The following is a 19,080-nucleotide window of genomic DNA, read 5'->3' as shown; positions in this document are numbered from 1 at the left end:
GAAACAGTGGAAAATGAGAAACAAGACATAAAAGTGCCTTTGGGAAAAGACCCTTGCCTAACATCTTTTTGCAAAGATAGCACTTTTTTAAGAACGTGCTTTGCCTTGTGCTATAATTTTGCCCATTCTTTCCCCTTTTTTAGCTACAATTTAGATAAAAGATGCAATCTTTTCTAAGACTACCGCTTTCCAAAGCATCTTGTAATGCCCCACTTTTTCGGGCGCAAAGAGTTCTATCTTCGGATTGGCGGTTGCTACCGATTCGGCAAAGGCAAAGGGCAAGACCCTATCATAGCGGTCGTGAATGAGTAGTATTTCTGGCACAGTGAGCTTTTTAGACTGTTCGCTGACGCGAATTGCCTGCACTTTTCTATTAAATTTTTGTTCTACAAAGTTGAAGATGCGCTCGGTATTAGGGCGCGAAAGGTGCATATATTGGCTAAAATTCAGAATTACGTCCTCGATTTTATCAGGCGTGCTTAATAAAATAAGTTTTTTAATCTGTTTTTTAGGATAATCGTGTAAAGAAAGCACCGAAGCACCACTACCAAAGGAGTGTCCTATCAAAACCTCTATTTGCGATTCCTGACGCAAAATCTGGTCGATAAGGCGTGCAAATTGTAGCATATTGGTCTGTTTGCCCTCGCTTGCCCTATGTGCGGGACCATCAAAAGCCAATACTTCATAGCCTTTGTTTAATAGTAGTTGTACGATTGCACCAAAATTTCCTGCATGCCCGTCCCAGCCATGTACCAAAAGGGCTTTTTTGGTAGCAGTTTCTTGGTGTGGATTTTTCCAGCGGTAGAAAGAAAGGGCTTTGTTTTCAAAACGATAAACGCTTTGGTGGGCTTGTGCCAAAATTGCCTTCTCTTTGTCGGCTACTTTTTGGCGGCGTGGAGTTGCAAAAACTTGAAAGGCTTTTTTTGCACCCCAATCGGGAGCTATCAAAAAAGCCGTATTCAGGTATAGGCGGTAAGCAGAAAGGATAATTTTCATAGACTAATAGAAACGAGGTAATGGAAATAAGGTAATAGGAACGAGGTAGTAGGAGAAAAATTTATACCTAACGGTATTTTAGTAAAACGCTCACACTGCCAAAAAAGTTAGTTTTTAGCTACAAACGCTTAGGCGAGCAGTTCGGTCTGAATCATATCTTCGAGCTTATCTAAGGCATGGTAGAGATAGCGCATATCGCCTGTAATTTTGCCAATCGCTACGCCGCCTTCTATCAGGGTAATCATCAGAGAAGCAAAATTCGCAGGGCTAACGCCTTTTCGCATTTCGCCTTTTTCTATGCCTTTGATGATGATGCGCTCGATGTTTTGCCGCCAAAAAAGAATCGCCTCTACTACTTTTTCCTTCAAAAGTGGGTGCGTGTCATCTACTTCGGTGGCGGCGTTGATGATGGGACAGCCCCCAGAAAAGTGCTTGAAATTCAGTCCGTTTCTATAAAAGGTGAGAAAGGCACGCAGTTTTTCGGCGGCGTTGGTGGCAGGTGCTTGTAGGCTTTCAATGGTTTTGATGATTTTGGCAAAATTGTGTTCGAAGGCGGCTAAGGCAAGTTCGTCTTTATTGGCAAAATTTCCATAGATAGCTCCTTTGGTTAAGCCTGTCGCAAGGGTCAGGTCGTGCATAGAAGTTCCTGCATACCCTTTGGTGTTGAAGATGGGGGCGGCTTTTTCTATGATAAAATGGCGTGTTTTTTCAGCTTTCGACATAAAACGGTTCGCGTGCAAATTGAAAAAAAGAGAAGCGACAAGAAGATGCCACAAAAATATACCATTCGGTATTAGAAAACAAATCAAAAGCCGCTTTTTAAAAAAATTAAGATGCTTTTTTTGAAAAGGCACAGAGGCTGCCTATTCTGCCTATCCTGCCTGCCACATTTTGGGACACAAAAGCGCGAAAAAATTTGTGGCTATTATTTTTTTTACTATCTTAGCCCTATTAAACACAAAGAACTGCCCCCTATGAGAGAGCAGTTCTAACAGTTTCAACAATTAAACCAAATAAATCCCTAAAAATGTCTGTTCTTTCAAGACATTATGACTTTAGGGGATAAATAAGTCGTCAAAAAGTTTGAAGACCTATTCCAAATAATCCTATCCTAAAAACTAAGCATTTCTTTCTAATCGTATCCTTTTCAAGAGGAGCGGTTAGAAATGAATCGAGGCTTTGGCAGAGTTGAGCTTGGCTACTTTGCCAAAGTTTTTTCCTGTTTAGGAGGCGCGTATCCTTTCGGCGTGCGTTGCATTTCTTGGCGCATTTCTTGGCGATTATCGCGCTTGGGTGCGTTGGCAGGCGGAGAGGTTGCTTATTTGCCTTCTAAGGTTATGCTAAGATACGCAAAGTTTGTTTGCGCGTCATATTCCTTCGACAAAGCCTATGCGAAGGCTCGACGAGCGGGCGTTTTTGTACGACAAGCCTCGAAAGGCACTTTTCTTTTTTCTTTCCTTTATCGCTACGCTTCTTTTTATTCTCTTTTCGGCGCATCAAGCCCTTTTTTTATGAAAAAGATATTGGTTTTTGTCAATCTCACGCCACAAATAGAGCCGCTCCTGTGTTATGCGTTCCTTTTTGCAGAAGAGTATGGCGCAGAGGTGCATGTGCATCACATTGTTTCGGAAGAGGCTTCGCTTTCAGAGGCTTTTGCTACCTTAGAAGCGATTGCAGAACGCGAGCGCAACCAGCGTGCTGTGGGCATAGAGATTGCCGTTCGCAAGGGCAAATTTATCACACAAATAGGCACTTCGGTAGCGGAAGTATGCCCCGACCTAACCCTTATGGGGATAAGTAGCCGTACCCAAGTAGAACAATTTTTGACAGGCGATGCCCTTGGCGAGGTCTTAGACAAAGGACGCTGCCCACTTTTGCTTGTGCCTGCGGAGGCTATTCCGCCTACGCGCTTTAGCCATTGGCTTTATGCTTCCGACTTCGACCCTGCTGATGCCGATGTCTTAGATGCCCTTTTGCGGATTTCTAATTTTTTACATTTTCAAATCTCCTGCCTTCATATCTCGACACACAACCACAAATTGGAAATAGAGCAGCTCAAGATGCAAAATTTGGCGAGCCTATATTGGGAAACGCCCCCTGAAAAGTTGCGTTTTCATACCGAATCTGCCCCTACGGTAGAGGCAGGCTTAGAGGCGTTTTTAGCCACTCACCCCACCGATTTGATGGTGATGCTCACCCGTGAGCGCACTTTTTTAGAAGGGCTGTTTCATAAGAGCCTTACCAAACAGATGTCGCGACAGAGCAAGACTTGTATTTTGATGATGAAGATTTGAGGCGACTGTATAGTAACGGTGTTAAGTTTTTTGAAAAGCCTTGTTTTGTCAAAGTTTTGTCAAATTAGAAACGAAATGAAATTTGGGCTAAACCTATTTTTTAGCTCTGAAAGCCTTTTTTATTTCAATTTCACTGCTAAAAAGGCAATGCCTTGTCCCTACCACTTGCGTCTGTTTTTTAGAATTTAACATCATAGGGGTTTGGGGCATTTAAGGCTTTTGTCGTTGCAAGAACGCCGATACAGTTTTAAAAAATCATAAAAGACAAAAAAAAAGACAACCTATTAGGCTGTCATTTTTTGTTTTGTTTGTTACCCATTTTCAGTTGCGTCTCACGACAACTTTCGTTTATACTTTTATTCTTTTACGATTTTGTATGCCTGATTTTGCCCATCTGCGCGTATTGCTTTGAGCAAATAAATACCTGACGGATAGGCACTTAGGTCGAGGTCTGTTTGCGTTTCTTGGGCTTCTATCACTTTTGTCTGCAATAAGCGTCCTTCTGCATTGTAGAGTTGGAGGTACTGCGGTTGTATCTGACCGAAGACAAGGCTGACGCGGTCTTGGGTCGGATTGGGATACAAAAGCCCTTCTTTTGCTGCCTGCCCAAAAATGCTTGCACTGCGAATGTGTGAATACTTAGTGCTGCCATCTTTTTCTACAATGTAGAGGCGGTAGTAGTAGAGGCGATTGGGTTCTACCTTCGTATCCACAAATTGGTAGAGATTCCCTTTTGCTGTAAGGGTTGTGATAGGGACAAATTGATTTGGTTTTTCTTCTGTGCTTCTTTCCAAAACAAACTTATCTAAGTCTTGGTCGGAAATAATTTCCCAATCTAAGATGATGACTTGCTCGCCTGCTTTGGCTTCGAAGCGCACCATTTCTACAGGCAAGATTTCAAATTCGGATTGTGCAGTGCCGAAATCGGAAAAGCCTACCAAGCCATGACGTGAAACGTCATCTATGAGCAAACTTCCGCAAGTGCCTGTGGGAATTGTCCAGCCCCCTGTTGCGCCGTGTGGCTTTTTCATCACTTGCGCCGCTATGCCACACATATTGGTATAGAGGCGGTTGTAAAGCGTTGCCGAATACACGCCGTCGCCTGCGATGGCAGTACCTGCGGCATCATGGGCGTTGATAGTCCAGAAACCATTATCGGCGGCATCACAGCTAAATTGGTAGCTACATTCTGTTTGATTTGTACCGCCCGGTAGGGTTGTGTATTCATTGAAGTATGCCAAAAGGTTGTCTATTGTCGTTGCACTTGTGAAGTTGATGTTGGCGAGTTGGTAGCCTTTCCCTTCTACAAAGGTATCGTCGCTGGCGATTTCTTCCTTCTTATTGACATTGAAGCGAAGCCCACCCGTAGAAGAAGGTATGGTGATTCTGATATAACGCGCATCAAAAGGGGTGAGTGCGATAGTATTGATGTCGTTTCCTGTACCTGTATTAGAAGGAAAACCTGTAGGCACGCTACCATAATTCACCCAAGTTGTGCCGTTGGTGCTATATGAAAGGTTGATATTGCCGACTACATAGCGGTCGTTATCAAAACAAGAGGGGCAGCCACTCAAAACCAGTTCGCTGATATTAAAGTGTGTTACGCCTAAATCTATTTGTGCGTAATTGTTCCAAATCCAGCGATTCCAGCCCTGTCCGCCAAGCCAAGGCTGATTGGCTATCCAAGACCCCGTTGTTAGGTACATATTTGCATCTGCCAAATAAGGTATGACTACTTCTACGGGCGCAGAGGTAACAATTTCGGAATGTTTAAGTCCGACGGGGAAATCATAGCTCCCTAAGCTATTGTGGTAGCGTCTGATGCGCCCTTCTATAAAGCGGTCTATGTTATGCCCCTGAACGGCGTTTGTGTTTCTGTTTTTGATAACAACCTCGAAAGTGCTTTCGGTTCGGATTCTGCCGCGCAGGAAAGAAAGCGTGCCTGTGTTGCTTAGGATAAGATTGCCTATGCCTGTATAAACGTCTGTGCCTTTGGTTAGGGTTGTGGCTACAATAACAAGCGCGTCGCTGATGCCATCGGGGTGAGGGTCGTTCAAATCGGTATATTGGTTGTTGATGACAACGTCATTAAATTCGCCCTGTGCTGTGGCGGTGCGTATGTAATACTGTTTTTGCAAGCCTATGAAATCGACACGACCAGCGTTAGGGGTAGAAAGCGTACCTGAATGGATAAAATCGCCACAGACCTCTAATTTTTTCCCTGCTACAAAACCCAAAGAAGGGTTGCTCGTTCCATTTGCTACGTGTATGTCGCGACAAGATGCCCCGTCTTTATCGATGATAGGATAATTAGGACAGGCATTGGGTATCAAGACATTATAGGCACAAGAGGGAATCCCGTTGGGGTCGCAGCCTGCAAAAGTCCAGTTTTGTGGTTTAAACCAATCTGAATCTACTGAACCGTTCCACACATATACGTCGGTGGGGGGGAGACCGACAGGTGGTTCTTGTAGCTCATACGCACCTCTATCCACGACACAATACATCGGGCGCGTAAAACCGCCCTTGTCTGTATTTAGACCCGTAGTAGCCCAAGCTGCATTGCTGCCATTATCCACTGCCAAACTTGCAGGCTGCAAGCGGAAGTCGCCAGCCGCTGCATTTACAAAAAGAGGGTCTTGCACCAAATTCTGATTGGCGACATCAAAATCATAGATGCTATTGGGCTGCACTATGTTGTGCGTAATATTTGTAAAATTGACATTTGTAAAGCCGATTCGAAGAATATCCGAACCCGGGGCATCTGTATTCGTACCGATTCTATTTCCCCAAAAGATGTTGTTCTGATAGTTCAAAACATGGCTATTATTCGCGCCATTGCTTGTAAGCAAAGCCCCTGCTAAGGAAGTGGCAGCATTGCCATAAAAGGTATTATTGATGCAATCGAAGACCATGCGCTGACCCCCTATTACCGACATGCCGCCGCCACTTTGCGCACTGTTTTCATAAATGGTATTATTGACAAACTGCTGCCTTACCGTTGCACTACTAAAACTGCTAAGATAGACATAAGCCCCGCCACCTTGTTCGTTTGCAGTGTTGTGGTGAATGGCGTTGCGGTGATGGTTTGCCATGCCGCCGCGCTCGGTTTCGGAATACATGCCACCGCCACGAAATTCAGAGGCATTGCCATAGATTTGGTTGCTATGAAAATTTGAGGTTGCATCATCTACGATTAGTAGCGCAACGCCACCACCTTTGCCTTGTGCGCCACCTGTTCCATTGTTGGCTGAGTTATCGTAAATCTGATTCCCCGTCGCGTTTGAGATACCCGAAATGCCACCGCCCGAACTTTGATTAGCTAAGATATACAAGCCACCGCCTTCTAAGGTACTATTGCCGTGTATTTGGTTTTGTTCAAGGTTACAAATGCCCCTATTACCTACTTCCAGTGCTATGCCACCACCTTTGTAAAGGGCTTGATTGTCATAGACATTGTTGCCCGAAATAGTGGTCTGTACAAGTTGCGTCCAGTTATTAGAAAAGCGTCCTGTAAAGACTGCTATGCCGCCGCCGCCATTGTTGGAACTGTTCTCATAGACCTCATTGTTGGTAATGGTTAGGCTGCCGCCACCGTTGTCTGCCCAAATACCACCACCGCCCATTACAAAGTTTGTCGGGTTGCTCGAAGTGCCTGCACTATTGCCATGAACGCGATTGTTGTTGATGATGATATTGCCTCCTTGGGCAGGATTTTGCGTCCAGATTCCACCTCCCGATATAAAGCCAGAGCCTGTAAGGGTGTTGTCGTAGATGTCGTTATTTTCAAAAATAATCGTGGCAGGACTTTGATGCCAGCTATTCCGCGCCCAAATACCTCCACCAGAACCTACTGCGGTGTTGTTATGAATTTGGTTTTCTTCGAAAATAGTCGTTATGCCTCTTCTATTGTCAAACATAATGCCTCCTCCAGTTGCTGCCTCATTATTGTAGATGTGATTGCGTCTTACCGTAAAACCGCCTGTGGCATTGAAGTCAGTGTAAATGTTCATGGCACCGCCTTGTTGCGCTTGGTTGCCATAAAAGGTATTGTCTTCTATGATTTGCGTTCCGCGCCCTTCTACAAAAAGTCCGCCTCCGAAGGCGTGTGCGCCTGCGCCTACTGCTGTGGAAAGAAGGTTGTTATAGACGGTATTGTGTGTGAAATTAAGGACAGCCCCTCTTTGCAAGACATCTACTCCTGCGCCATAGGCGTAGTTATTGACGCTGGTATTGGAATGAACGGTGTTGTAGGTAAAATTGGTTGTTCCATCTGCTTTATTGTGCAGATGCACGCCTCCTGCTCTCGACCAAGTGCTTGTACCCAAGTTTTTACTATTCGAAACTTGATTCTGTGTAATGGTTAGCGTACCACTATTTTCTGCATAGATGCCTGCCCCAACAGTGGTTGCGCCGGGAATGGGAATATAGCGATTTACATTTTGGTCTATGACGTTATTTTCCACCAAAAACGTGCCTGCGGCGTTGTTATTGATAAGATAGATGCCGCCGCCTTGCTCCCAAGCCTGATTGTTGATGAGGTGGTTGTTTCTAAAAATTTGTGTGGCGGCTACATTCATAGTCGCATGAATCCCTGCTCCTTTTACACTCCAAGGCGCACTGCCTGCGTGTCCGCCCTTGATGGTAAAGCCATCTAAAATAGTGGTATGCCCTGCTGTGGTGTAGGTAGAAACAACGACGTGATAGACGTTGTCGTTTCCTGTCGTGCCTTGATAGCCGCCATTGTTGATGTCGAAGTTGTCGTCGTCGTTCAAATCGCCACTCAAGATGGTTTCATTTGCTTGTCCTGGGGCAAAGTTGTTGCGTGCCGCCGTAGTTGTTTCCGTTCCTGCAAAGCCGCCATAAACCTGTACGCCCGATTTGAGCAAAATACTACGCTGTTGGGGTAGCGTACAAGTGGGGCAGGTGTACCAGACTTGTGTGGGCTTGTAAGTCCCTGCCGCGACCCAGACCTGCTCACCTGCATTGGAGGCGTTTATCATGCCTTGCAAGTCGTTTGAGGCGTTCGCCCACGAGGAGCCGTCACCTGTGCCTGTGGCAGTAGGTTTTACATAACGAATTTGTGCTTGTGCAAAAGTAGTGAGTAAAAGTAATGCTACAAAGCCACAAAATTTTGGAAAGAAGGTAGAGATTCTCATGATACTTGATGGTTTAGGATTGGTGTTGGGCGCACCCGTGTTTGTTCTGCTCAAAATTACAAAGTCCTAACCTTAGAACATAGCTTTTGTCTTGCCCGCGCATACGCTATCACTTCGCTTCTTATACGGCATTGCTACTTTAAATCGTAGAAATTGCCTTTTTGCCGCTTATTTCTTCATGCAGGCTTCTCAATTTGTCAATCTTTACTTCAAAATCAGGGTGTTGCGTTTGCTTCTTTTGTGTATTTTCTCTTACTTTGTCAGAACCTACCCTTGTATTTATTGTTTATTAAGAGTTGTATTGCCCTTGTGTGTTGCAGGCTTGTGCCTGTTAGCAAGCAATCTTTTTCATAAAATAGCCTTTTACGCACAAAGTTTGCGCAATCATACCCCGATTTATCTATGCAAACCAATAACCTTACGCGCTTTTCTACGCTTTTTGCCTTTGCTCTTGTGGTATTGGGATTGGCTGCCTGCCAAGGGCAAAACCATTCTTCAGGTGCGTCAGATTTCAATACGCTTTTTGGTTTCGAATCAACGCCGCTGCTTTCACTCGACATCGAGGCATTGAAAGATTCGGCAGATGCCCTTTGGCAACGAGGCAATCAGGCAGAGGCTACACTTTTGTATGAGCATCTCGAAGCTGCCTCACAAGCGCAAAATGCAATGCCCATGCGCATCTATGCCAATCTACAACTTGTCAATGCACAGGCAGATAGATTTACCAATATCTCACACATCACAAGGCTTGAAAATCTTTGGAAAGACCTCGAAGCAGAGCCCTACACCGAAATAGCGCATTTAGATTCGCTCAAAGGCATTTTTTTGCAGTGCATTGCAGGTTTGTATTACACCGAAAAAGACTTTGAGAAGGCTCTCTTTTACTTTCAAAAGCAGGGCGAACTTCAAGTCAAGACAAAGGGCGAGATGTCCCTTGTGGTTCATAATAACATTGCCACTTCTTTTTTAGAGATGGGAAAACCCAAAGAAGCCTATCAAATCTTAAAGCCTGTGATTGAAAAGGCGGCTACAGATTATACCGCAGTGGGGGGAATTTTGTATTGCAACTACATGAACGCCTATATAGGGGTTGCAAAAGATTCGCTTTCCCCAAAGATTATCCAACAGTTTGTAGAAGGCTTTTATGAAAAAAGTGTTGAAAATCTGAAAAAACAGCGAAAAGACCTACACTTTCTCTATTCTTTCCAAGAAGACTACTTTCATATTCGAAGCAAACTTGCCCAAGATACGCCTACCAAACTTCGCTATTTAGACAGTGCTTTGCATTATACCGAGCGTATCCTAACGGTGCAAGACGGGGCTTTATGGCAAGAGCAAAAGCAAAACTTGCTTGCAGAAAAGCTACACCTAATCCTTGCCCAGAAAGGGGATACAACGCAGATAGCACTTTTCGAAGCCTATATCCGTCAGGGAAATGCGATTCTGAAACAAAATCAGTCGCTTTTTCGCAAGACCTTAGCACAAACGCAAAGGCTACGGCAGCAAGAAAGAGCCTACTTCTTGGCGCAATATCAGCGCGAGCAGTTACAACTTTTTATCCTGATAGGAGGACTGGTCTTTTTGCTACTCTTTTCGGCGGCTCTCTTTTTGTATCGCGAATGGCGATTGAATTTGCTCAAAAAAAAGCGCGTGGAGGCACAGCTGGCGGTGCATTTGCAGGAGTATCAGGTCAATTTGGAAGACAAAGCCGCCATAGAAGCCGAGAAAGAGCGCATCGCTGCCTTGTATCACAATAAAATCAAGGAAGAGGAAAGTTTTAGAGAAGAAATTAGCCACTTGGAAGTCAAACTTGCCATGCAAGAAGCCCTTATAGAGCGCAAAGAACAGACGATTAAAGCCATTCAAGACGGCTTGCAGTCGCAAAAGATGGGCTTACCTCAATTGTTGCGCGAGATTAAGCGCGAAAACGAGGTCGAGCTTGAATTGCTCCAAATTACGGAAAATATCAAAAACTTATACCCCGACATTTTTCGCCATTTGCGCCAAGACTATGAATTTTTAAGCACCAAAGAACTCAACGTCTGTGCTTTAAGTTTGATAGACCTTTCTAATAAGGAGATGGCAAATCTGCTTAGTATGAGCCTGCGAGGGCTTGAAAGTCTGAAATATCGCCTCAAAAAGAAACTTGACATGGGGACAGAGCAAGACTTTAAGACCTTTCTTATCGAGCGTTTTGGAGCAGACGCTTAGTTTTTGGGTCTTATTTGGGGGCTTTTTTGTATAAATAAAACGCCACTAAGCCGAAGGTGATATTAGGCAAAAAAGCCACTATTTCGGGCGGGTAGCTGCCACTTTGCCCCAAACTGCGCGAAATAATCACAAAAATTAGAAAGACAAACGCCAAAATAAAACCCAAGGCGATTTGAAAACTTGTACCCTGTCGGGTTTTGCGCGAAGAAACGGCTACGCCCAGTAGGGTCAGCACCAAAATAGAAAAAGGCGAGGCATAGCGTTGGAATTTTTCTACATAATAAATCCCTAAGTCTTGGATTCTGCCGCGCTGCTGTTGGGTGCTGATATAATTTTCTAATTCGGGGAAGGTGAGCGTTTCGTAATAACGGTGCTTGCTCTCAAAGTCTTTGGGTTGTAAAGCGATAAGGGTGTCCAAATCGCGCCCTTCTTTGAGCTTTTCTTTTTCACCGTCAAAATAGTGGATGACGTAATTTTCTAAGTGCCAACTTCGGCGTGCCGTATCCCAAGTAATGACATCGGCTTGTAATTTTTCTATAATTTGATGGTTGATGATTTTTTCTAATGAAAAATAACGCCCTGTATGGGTCTGATTGTTGTAGCTCTGCATATAGGCATAGACATTTTCGCCTACGCGCGAATGGAAATTGCGCTCATCAAAACTATAAGGCTTTTTGATGTAGCGCACCTCGAAGGCGATACGCTCTTTATTGGCATCTGGCACTACCCAACCGCCCAAATAAAAGGAGAAAATTCCGATAAGGGTTGCCCCTGCAAAATAAGGCACAAGCAAACGCCGAAAACTCACGCCCGAACTTAGCATGGCTATCCATTCGGTACGCCCTGCCAAACGCGCCGTAATAAAGACCGTCGCGATAAAGACCAAAAGTGGCGTGATAAGGGTTGCTAAATGGAGAATGAAATTGATGTAGTAATCAAATAAAATTTCCGAAAGGGGAACGGCATTTTTGATAAAATCGTCGCTTTTTTCGCTATAATCTATCACACAAATTACCAAAACCAGAATTAAGACCGTAAAGAGGTAGGTCGTCAGGAATTGAAAAAAGATGTATCTATCTAATAATTTCATACAGAGATAATTTCATACAAAAAGGAGGGCAGGCAGAGATAATTTTAGGCAAAGGCTTCAAAGAAGCCAAGAAACAAGCGGCAAATGAGCCATTCAGTTGGCAGACACCGATAACAGACGCAAAATTAGCCTTTTTGCGCTATTTTGCACCCAAGTTTGCCTTTTTTAAGACAAGGAAAAAAGCCAAAAAAACCTAAGAGCCTGCAAGACGCTTAGGTTTTAACTCGAAGTTAAGAATGTGAGTGTTAAGGTAGTCTATCAAAGACCTAATATAAAGTGCGGTGTATTTTTAGCCATTTAGCTCCTTACACCATAATTGTTTTTGCCTTTATCGCCTTCTTTAAACAAGAGATAAAGCCCATAAAACGGTATCAAGCACCACCAACCGCTATTGCCCACATCATGGCTACGCTTGACCGCCTGCGCAAGGCTTATCCAGCAGAGGAACAAACTTAGTAGAGCTACTAAGAAAAGCGCAGTTGTCGGGTCGTCAGAAGCCACAATATTTAGGAAGTATGTAGCTAAACTATTTGCAACAAATACCCCAATTCCAGTAAGGAAATATTCCAAACGCCCGATGCGTCCAGAAAAAGAGAAAATAGACATATTGATTTAGTTTTTAGTTTTGTACTTTCTTCCGAATAACAATTTGCCACCAAGATTGCCTAACGACTTTGCAGCCTCTTTAAAAAGTTTGGCTTGCTTGATGCTATCTTCTTTGCTCATTGGGCGATTAGCAGAAGTAGCAGTGGCGGAATATTTTGCGTTGGGCGAGGCTTTTTTTTCACAAGCCATCAAGCCCAAAAAAGAAAAACAAAGTGCAAGAGGGAGAATGTATTTTTTCATCAGAAATTGAGATAAAGAGGTTTATTCCATGTAGCCTTTAAATTCTAAAACAGAGTTTCTTGCCAGCTCTACTATTTGGCAGGTAAATTTAATTGTACCCTGAATGTAGATTTTCCGCAGTGTTACGGCGCAAGTTCCTCTTTTGTAATCATAGGTGTTTTGATAGTTCCAAGTAAACTTGTATTCGTCATAGCCGTATTGCGTGCTTGTTTCAGCAACTGACCTTTTTTTGAGTGCAGTACAAGCTCCATAAGATTGAGAGTCGCTTTCGCGCCACACGTTTGCAAATGAAAAAGTGCCGCTTTCACTTGTGTAAAAACACAGAGCCACGTCATTATTGATGGCTATGTTGTCGCGATTCACGCCATCGATGGTATAGTTTGTTACCTTAAAACAGACATCGTCTTGTCCCCAAGCGGTGTAGGTAGAGCAGAGTAGCAAAAGCCACAAAAGCCATGTTTTTTTCATTGTGATAGATAAGTTATGCAGTAAGAAAAGGTGTTTCTACTTAATCCTACGCAAAGAACCTAAAAAAAATATAGTTTTCATAAAAAAATGAAATTGCATGAAATTTCATGCAAGACCTCTCTACCTGCCTCGAGCTTCTTTTCTTAAAAAAGTCTAAAAAATAAGGATAAACCACTATTGCTTGCTTCTCTTTTGCAATATGACGAAACAAAATCTTTTTTTTATTAAAGCCAAAAAAACCTAAGAGCCTGCAAGACGCTTAGGTTTTTAGATTTATTTTTGTAGAAAATTAGCCTCTGTATTTTTTCATAATCACACAGGCATTGTGTCCGCCAAAGCCGAAGGTATTGCTCATGGCTACTTCTACCTGACGGTTTTGGGCTTTGTTGAGGGTTAGATTCAGGGCAGGGTCGATGGTTTCGTCGATGGTTTCGTGATTGATAGTAGGGGGTATGATACCCTTTTCTATCGCCATCAAACAGGCTAAGGCTTCTACCGAACCCGCTGCGCCCAAGAGGTGTCCTGTCATCGATTTGGTCGAGCTAATATTCATCTTGTAGGCATGCTGCTCAAAAACTTTCAAGACGGCTTTGATTTCCTGCTCATCACCTAAGGGCGTAGAAGTGCCATGCACGTTGAGATAATCTACCGCCTCTGGCTCTATTTGCGCATCACGCAAGGCATCTAACATCACATTACGCGCTCCCAAGCCTTCGGGGTGTGGGGCAGTTAGGTGGTGCGCATCAGCCGTAATGCCGCCGCCGATAATTTCGGCGTAAATCTTCGCGCCTCTTGCTTTGGCATGCTCCAATTCTTCTAAAATAAGGCAGGCACCGCCTTCGCCCATGACAAAGCCATCGCGATTTTTATCGAAAGGACGAGAAGCCGTTTGGGGCGAATCGTTGCGCTCTGAAAGGGCTTTCATCGCATTGAAACCCCCGATACCCGAACGGGTAATCGCCGCTTCCGAGCCACCCGTAACGATAACATCAGCTCTGCCCAAGCGAATGTAGGTAAAAGCATCAATTAGGGCGTTGGTAGAAGAAGCGCAGGCAGAAACGGTTACGTAGTTGGGACCTCTAAAACCGTATTTGATAGAAATATGCCCCGAACAGATATCGACAATCATCTTAGGAATGAAAAACGGATTGAAGCGTGGCACGCCGCTCCCTTTGGCAAATCCTTCTACTTCCTCTTCGAAAGTGGTGATACCGCCAATGCCAGACCCCCAAATGACCCCGACGCGGTCGGCGTTGCAATTTTGCCCTACCTGCAAGTTGGCATCTGCAACGGCTTGGGTCGCGACTGCCATTGCGTATTGTGTAAAGATGTCCATGCGCTTGGATTCTTTCCTATCCATGTACTGATGGACATCAAAATTTTTGACTTCGCAGGCGAATTTGGTCTTAAAATGTTCGGTATCGAAGCGCGTAATAGGGGCTGCACCGCTCACGCCTGCTGCCAAATTGTCCCAGTAGCTCTGGACATCATTTCCCAGGGGCGTGAGTGCGCCTAAGCCAGTAACAACAACTCTTTTTAATTGCATCATATCAGGCAAATTGATTTGTATGGGTCTTTTGCGTACTTTTTTTCAAAATTAGGCACATGGCTGCATTTTTCAAAATCTTTGCCCTATTTTTATTAGAAAACTCCAATCGCACAAGCCACAATGAACGCGCTACTTTTGGGAACGGCACAAAAAGAACAAGAGAAGCCGTTTTTTGCCTTTCTCTATCCTTTGTGTTTTTTATTTCCAAATTTTATTTTATCTTAGCCCAAAGAAAGGCGGCTTTCTTATGAAAAGCCTACCGACAAGCCAAACAAACCGAACAAATCGGCTACCTTGAAGGTTTGAAAACCATTCACACGTTTTTAGAAATGCAAAAGCAGGTTTGGTAAATAGAATGATAAACATAAAAAAATGAACCTACAAAATCGCTTGCCTTTGTTTTTTTTAGACCAAAAGCGCAAGACACACGCCTTTTTCTGTGCCTTACGCCTTGTTTTGGGTCTGCTTTTTTTCTTTGGCACTTCCTTTTCGGCTGCTTTTTTGATGGCACAAGAAAACTACACCTTGGAAAATACGGATAGTCTGTATCTGTATCAGTTTTCTATTGAAGATTTGCAGGCGAGCGATTCTGCCGAAAATTATACCTCTTTGGCTACCCAAACGCTTTTGGAAAGAAGGGACGCGCCCAGCGTATTAAGCGTAATGGGGCGGCGCGAGATAGAAAACAGCGGTGCAAGGGATTTGATAGACCTGCTTCGGCTTGTGCCAGGGTTTAATTTTGGCGTAGATGTCAATGGCGTGGTGGGCTTGGGTATGCGTGGGAATTGGGCGCACGAGGGCAAAGTCTTATTGATGATTGATGGCTTAGAAATTACGGAATTGCTCTATGCGACAAATCAATTTGGGAATCATATTTCGCCTGACCAAATCGAGCGCATCGAAATCATTCGAGGACCTGGGTCGGCAATTTATGGGGGCGCAGCAGCCTACGCCGTTATCAATGTCGTAACAAGGGCGCAGTCTGCCTTTCAAGGTTTGGAAGCGACGCAGGTTTTGGGTACGATGGAAAAGCCTAACACGCAGCGCAAAAATCTAAACCTAAGTTTGGGCAAGGCGGGTGAAAAATGGTCGGGCGCAGCCTCTGCCTTCGTAGGTGATGCCCTTCGTAGTGCGCAACCTTATACCGATTTTCGCAACCAAACAATTCAGATGCAAGCGGTTTCGCGCCTCCAAACTTTCAACCTAATAGGAAATTTGCGATACAAAGGCTTGGAAATCAGGGCTTTATGGGATAATTATCGCAGCCGTATCCAAACGGGTTTGAACTACATTCGCCCCTACCCTTACGAGCGCAATTTTCAGACAGGCATCATAGATATTCGCTACCTTTGGCAAAATGAAAGTGGCACGCTCAAAATTCTGCCGCGTTTTAGCTATACTTATTCCAATCCTTGGAACTATGAAAGTGGCGATTCGCTCACCAAATCTTTTGAAAATGTGGAAAATGTCCGCCGTTTGCGAGCCAATTTGAGCCTTTTTTATACGCCTATTCAAAATCTAAACCTTACCTTCGGTACGGAATATTTCAACGACAATGCCTTTTATAGAAGCGGCTTTTTTACGGGTTCGCAATGGATTCGCTTCGAAAATATTGCTCTTTTTGGGCAGATGCTCTGGAATCATAAATGGGCAAACCTGACACTTGGGGCGCGTTATGAAAATCATAGCTTCTATGAGTCTGTTTTTGTGCCTCGCTTAGGGCTTACCAAAACTTGGACGCAATTTCACCTCAAACTCCTTTATAGTTCGGCTTTTCGTGCGCCTGTGGTGCAGAACATCAATTTTAGCCTCAATCAAAGCATCAGACCCGAAATTACAAATGTGATAGAATTGGAAGCAGGCTATCAAATTGATAAAAAACTTTCCCTAACGCTTAATTTTTACGACATCACAACGCACGACCCCATTACCTACTTAGTCGTAGATGAAAATACGGAAGGCTACACCAACTATCCACAAACAGGCACGCGCGGTTTTGAAATCGAAACACGCTATCGCTTCACACGTGGCAGCTTATATGCCGCCTACGCCTTTTATACTGTGGCAGGCAAACCGATTATCGATACTTATCGCATCAACGACGAAATAGACAACCAACATTTGGGATTAGCACCTCATAAAATCAGCCTGCAAGCCAGCTATCGCCTCTACAAAGGGTTGCACCTGAATCTAAGTAGCAATTTTCTATCCAAGCGTTGGGCTTTTACTGCCGAAACGCCCGAAGGTGATTTTATTGCCACAGAGCAGAAGGCAGCCCTCATTTTCAATGCCTTTCTCCTCTATCGCAACTTTTTACGTTATGGTCTAAACCTTTCCGTAGGCGTGCATGATGCCTTCAATGCAGCCCCGCCCTTCATACAACCTTACAACGGCGGACATGCACCCTATCCTACCACAAATCGCGAATGGCTCTTGCGCCTCAATTATGCGATAGATTGGTGAAAAATTTAAAATAATATAAAAAAACATAAAAAAGCAATCGCCTTTTTTCCTATTTCCACAAGCAGGAAAAAGGCTTTTAGTTTGAAAGTCCAAATTCAAACCCTTTTGCTATCTTTGCCGTTTGGAAAGAAACGACTTCTTCCTTCGCTTTTTCCTCTGCATCTTCGCGCCTTTTCTATACATAGCGAATCTATGTAAAAGGCGCGTTCCTATTTCCCTTTTCCTATGGCGCAAAAAGAACAGGCAAATCAAAAAATCTTTGATTATGCCACGCTCAAAAAAATATTCCCCTTTGTACGTCCATACCTCCGCCATTTTTACGGTGTGCTGTTGCTTACCATTTTGCTTGGCGTGATTGCTCCTGTTCGTCCGTATCTGATAAAATATACCGTAGATGACCATATCGCGACGGGTAATTTTGCAGGACTCAACCAAATGCTGGTCTTGATGCTCGTCTTTGTCCTTTTGCAAGGGCTGATGGAATTTGCACACAACTATTATTCGGGGTGGCTTGGGCAGTATGTCGTGCGCGACGTGCGCGTGCGTGTATTTGAGCATATTCTCAAATTGCGCCTTAGTTTTTTCGATAAAACCCCCGTTGGTAGGCTTGTTACACGCAATATCTCTGATGTGCAGACGCTTTCGGATATTTTTACACAGGGTTTGGCAAATATTATCGGCGATATTCTACAAATCATCTTTATTTTTAGTGCCATGCTTTATTTGGATTGGAAACTAACCTTAGTGAGCCTAACGGTGTTGCCTTTCCTGATTGTCAGCACCTACATCTTCAAAGAAAAAATAAAGGTAGCCTTCAATCTCACGCGCACTGCTGTTTCTAATCTCAATTCCTTTGTGCAGGAACACATCACAGGCATGGCGATTGTTCAGATTTTTAATAGTGAAAAAAGAGAATACGAAAAGTTTAAAGACATCAATCGCGACCATAAAAAAGCCCAAATCAAGACGGTTTTGTACTATTCGCTTTATTTTCCTGTGGCTGAAATTGTTACGGCAGCAGGGACGGGCTTAGTGGTTTGGTATGGGGCAAAAAGCGTTTTAGAATCTCACTTAGAATTGGGAACGCTTATCGCTTTTATTCTTTTTCTGAATATGTTTTTCCGCCCTATTCGCATGTTGGCAGATAGGTTCAATACGTTGCAGATGGGCATTGTCGGTTCGGATAGGATAATTCAGCTTTTAGAAGATACGGCGCAAATTCAAGTAGATGGCACTTTCGCACCAGAAACCTTAGTGGGCGACATCTCTTTCCAAAAAGTTTGGTTTGCCTACAACGAGCCAGATTTTGTCTTGAAGGACATCTCCTTTGAAGTCCGACGAGGTGAAACGATTGCCTTCGTAGGGGCAACGGGAGCAGGCAAATCTTCTATCATCAATCTTATCAACCGTTTCTATGAAATTCAAGAGGGCAAAATCTTGATAGATGGTTACGATTTAAACGATTTTAAGTTGGAGGCTTTGCGCAGACATATCGGTGTGGTCTTGCAAGATGTATTTCTTTTTTCGGGTACAATTTTAGAAAACATAACCTTAGGCAACCCCGACATTTCGGAAGAAAGGGTGCGTCAGGTAGCCAAATTTATAGGCGCAAGCGAATTTATAGAACGCCTACCCGACAATTTTCACTACAAGGTGCAGGAGCGCGGCGCGACCCTTTCCGTAGGGCAGCGGCAGCTTATTTCCTTTGTGCGTGCTATGGTCTATGACCCGAAGGTTATTATTTTAGATGAAGCCACCTCCTCGGTAGATTCTGAAACAGAAGAACTTATCCAAGTCGCCATCGAAAAAATGATGCAGGGCAGAACTGCCATTGTCATTGCGCACCGTTTGGCTACTATCCAGAAAGCCGACCAAATTATTGTCTTAGATAAGGGCAGTATCGTAGAAAAAGGCACACACGACGAGCTGCTCCGCCAAGATGGTTATTACAAACAACTCTATGAAATGCAGTTTGCACATAGTTTGTAGTAAAATATAGGTAAA

Annotated in this window: 13 protein-coding genes; 5 read left to right on the top strand and 8 right to left on the bottom strand. The window is 43.9% G+C overall.

Annotation, left to right across the window (positions count from 1 at the left end; all coding sequences use genetic code 11):
- Positions 1 to 150: 150 nt before the first annotated feature.
- Together G500_RS0109525 and G500_RS0109520 are read right to left on the bottom strand one after the other, a co-directional pair.
- Entirely contained in the window at positions 151 to 996 is an 846-nt protein-coding gene (locus G500_RS0109525; RefSeq protein ID WP_027002399.1) for an alpha/beta hydrolase, read from the bottom strand.
- A 128-nt stretch (positions 997 to 1,124) separates the two neighbouring features.
- The gene (locus G500_RS0109520; protein WP_027002398.1) at positions 1,125 to 1,718 is read right to left on the bottom strand and encodes a TetR/AcrR family transcriptional regulator; all 594 of its coding nucleotides are present in this window, start codon (positions 1,716 to 1,718) and stop codon (positions 1,125 to 1,127) included.
- A gap of 444 nt (positions 1,719 to 2,162) precedes the next feature.
- On the opposite strand from G500_RS0109520, the gene G500_RS0109515 reads away from it, so the two are divergent.
- Positions 2,163 to 3,290 (top strand): universal stress protein, encoded by a 1,128-nt coding sequence (locus G500_RS0109515; protein WP_027002397.1) that lies wholly within the window; start codon positions 2,163 to 2,165, stop codon positions 3,288 to 3,290.
- Between the two features lie 356 nt (positions 3,291 to 3,646).
- On the opposite strand, the gene G500_RS0109505 is transcribed toward G500_RS0109515, so the two are convergent.
- Complete coding sequence (locus G500_RS0109505; protein ID WP_027002396.1) at positions 3,647 to 8,449, bottom strand: right-handed parallel beta-helix repeat-containing protein; 4,803 nt, start codon at positions 8,447 to 8,449, stop codon at positions 3,647 to 3,649.
- A 402-nt stretch (positions 8,450 to 8,851) separates the two neighbouring features.
- On the opposite strand from G500_RS0109505, the gene G500_RS0109500 reads away from it, so the two are divergent.
- Positions 8,852 to 10,660, top strand: coding sequence for a helix-turn-helix transcriptional regulator (locus G500_RS0109500; protein ID WP_027002395.1), 1,809 nt, complete (start codon positions 8,852 to 8,854; stop codon positions 10,658 to 10,660).
- A gap of 10 nt (positions 10,661 to 10,670) precedes the next feature.
- Here the strand turns inward: G500_RS0109500 and G500_RS0109495 are convergent, their stop codons facing one another.
- The 5 genes from G500_RS0109495 to fabF form a co-directional block, all read right to left on the bottom strand.
- Positions 10,671 to 11,750 (bottom strand): LptF/LptG family permease, encoded by a 1,080-nt coding sequence (locus G500_RS0109495; RefSeq protein WP_027002394.1) that lies wholly within the window; start codon positions 11,748 to 11,750, stop codon positions 10,671 to 10,673.
- 297 nt (positions 11,751 to 12,047) lie between these two features.
- Positions 12,048 to 12,356, bottom strand: a complete 309-nt coding sequence (locus tag G500_RS0109490; protein ID WP_035756895.1) for a DUF805 domain-containing protein — start codon at positions 12,354 to 12,356, stop codon at positions 12,048 to 12,050.
- 6 nt (positions 12,357 to 12,362) lie between these two features.
- The gene (locus G500_RS25995) at positions 12,363 to 12,596 is read right to left on the bottom strand and encodes a hypothetical protein (protein ID WP_161626113.1); all 234 of its coding nucleotides are present in this window, start codon (positions 12,594 to 12,596) and stop codon (positions 12,363 to 12,365) included.
- Positions 12,597 to 12,617: 21 nt separating this feature from the next.
- Positions 12,618 to 13,064, bottom strand: coding sequence for a hypothetical protein (locus tag G500_RS0109475; protein WP_027002392.1), 447 nt, complete (start codon positions 13,062 to 13,064; stop codon positions 12,618 to 12,620).
- 289 nt (positions 13,065 to 13,353) lie between these two features.
- Positions 13,354 to 14,610, bottom strand: a complete 1,257-nt coding sequence (gene fabF / locus G500_RS0109465; RefSeq protein ID WP_027002391.1) for a beta-ketoacyl-ACP synthase II — start codon at positions 14,608 to 14,610, stop codon at positions 13,354 to 13,356.
- A 59-nt stretch (positions 14,611 to 14,669) separates the two neighbouring features.
- Here fabF and G500_RS0109460 point away from each other — a divergent pair, with 59 nt between their 5' ends.
- The 3 genes from G500_RS0109460 to G500_RS0109450 all read left to right on the top strand — a co-directional run bounded on the left by G500_RS0109460 (position 14,670) and on the right by G500_RS0109450 (position 19,065).
- A complete protein-coding gene (locus G500_RS0109460; RefSeq protein WP_027002390.1) occupies positions 14,670 to 14,864 on the top strand; it encodes a hypothetical protein in 195 nt (64 codons plus the stop codon).
- Between the two features lie 121 nt (positions 14,865 to 14,985).
- Positions 14,986 to 17,076 (top strand): TonB-dependent receptor plug domain-containing protein, encoded by a 2,091-nt coding sequence (locus tag G500_RS0109455; protein WP_027002389.1) that lies wholly within the window; start codon positions 14,986 to 14,988, stop codon positions 17,074 to 17,076.
- 225 nt (positions 17,077 to 17,301) lie between these two features.
- Complete coding sequence (locus tag G500_RS0109450; protein ID WP_027002388.1) at positions 17,302 to 19,065, top strand: ABC transporter ATP-binding protein; 1,764 nt, start codon at positions 17,302 to 17,304, stop codon at positions 19,063 to 19,065.
- Positions 19,066 to 19,080: the final 15 nt, after the last annotated feature.

This window comes from Hugenholtzia roseola DSM 9546, assembly GCF_000422585.1.
Classification (GTDB): domain Bacteria; phylum Bacteroidota; class Bacteroidia; order Cytophagales; family Bernardetiaceae; genus Hugenholtzia; species Hugenholtzia roseola.
The sequence above is the reverse complement of the archived record's forward strand: the minus strand, read 5'-3'. Positions and strand labels throughout refer to the sequence as shown.

What these genes read in the sequence shown, in the direction of transcription:
- G500_RS0109525 (WP_027002399.1), bottom strand. Translation starts at nt 996, where the DNA reads ATGAAAATTATCCTTTCTGCTTACCGCCTATACCTGAATACGGCTTTT.
- G500_RS0109520 (WP_027002398.1), bottom strand. Translation starts at nt 1,718, where the DNA reads ATGTCGAAAGCTGAAAAAACACGCCATTTTATCATAGAAAAAGCCGCC.
- G500_RS0109515 (WP_027002397.1), top strand. Translation starts at nt 2,163, where the DNA reads ATGAATCGAGGCTTTGGCAGAGTTGAGCTTGGCTACTTTGCCAAAGTT.
- G500_RS0109505 (WP_027002396.1), bottom strand. Translation starts at nt 8,449, where the DNA reads ATGAGAATCTCTACCTTCTTTCCAAAATTTTGTGGCTTTGTAGCATTA.
- G500_RS0109500 (WP_027002395.1), top strand. Translation starts at nt 8,852, where the DNA reads ATGCAAACCAATAACCTTACGCGCTTTTCTACGCTTTTTGCCTTTGCT.
- G500_RS0109495 (WP_027002394.1), bottom strand. Translation starts at nt 11,750, where the DNA reads ATGAAATTATTAGATAGATACATCTTTTTTCAATTCCTGACGACCTAC.
- G500_RS0109490 (WP_035756895.1), bottom strand. Translation starts at nt 12,356, where the DNA reads ATGTCTATTTTCTCTTTTTCTGGACGCATCGGGCGTTTGGAATATTTC.
- G500_RS25995 (WP_161626113.1), bottom strand. Translation starts at nt 12,596, where the DNA reads ATGAAAAAATACATTCTCCCTCTTGCACTTTGTTTTTCTTTTTTGGGC.
- G500_RS0109475 (WP_027002392.1), bottom strand. Translation starts at nt 13,064, where the DNA reads ATGAAAAAAACATGGCTTTTGTGGCTTTTGCTACTCTGCTCTACCTAC.
- fabF (WP_027002391.1), bottom strand. Translation starts at nt 14,610, where the DNA reads ATGCAATTAAAAAGAGTTGTTGTTACTGGCTTAGGCGCACTCACGCCC.
- G500_RS0109460 (WP_027002390.1), top strand. Translation starts at nt 14,670, where the DNA reads ATGGCTGCATTTTTCAAAATCTTTGCCCTATTTTTATTAGAAAACTCC.
- G500_RS0109455 (WP_027002389.1), top strand. Translation starts at nt 14,986, where the DNA reads ATGAACCTACAAAATCGCTTGCCTTTGTTTTTTTTAGACCAAAAGCGC.
- G500_RS0109450 (WP_027002388.1), top strand. Translation starts at nt 17,302, where the DNA reads ATGGCGCAAAAAGAACAGGCAAATCAAAAAATCTTTGATTATGCCACG.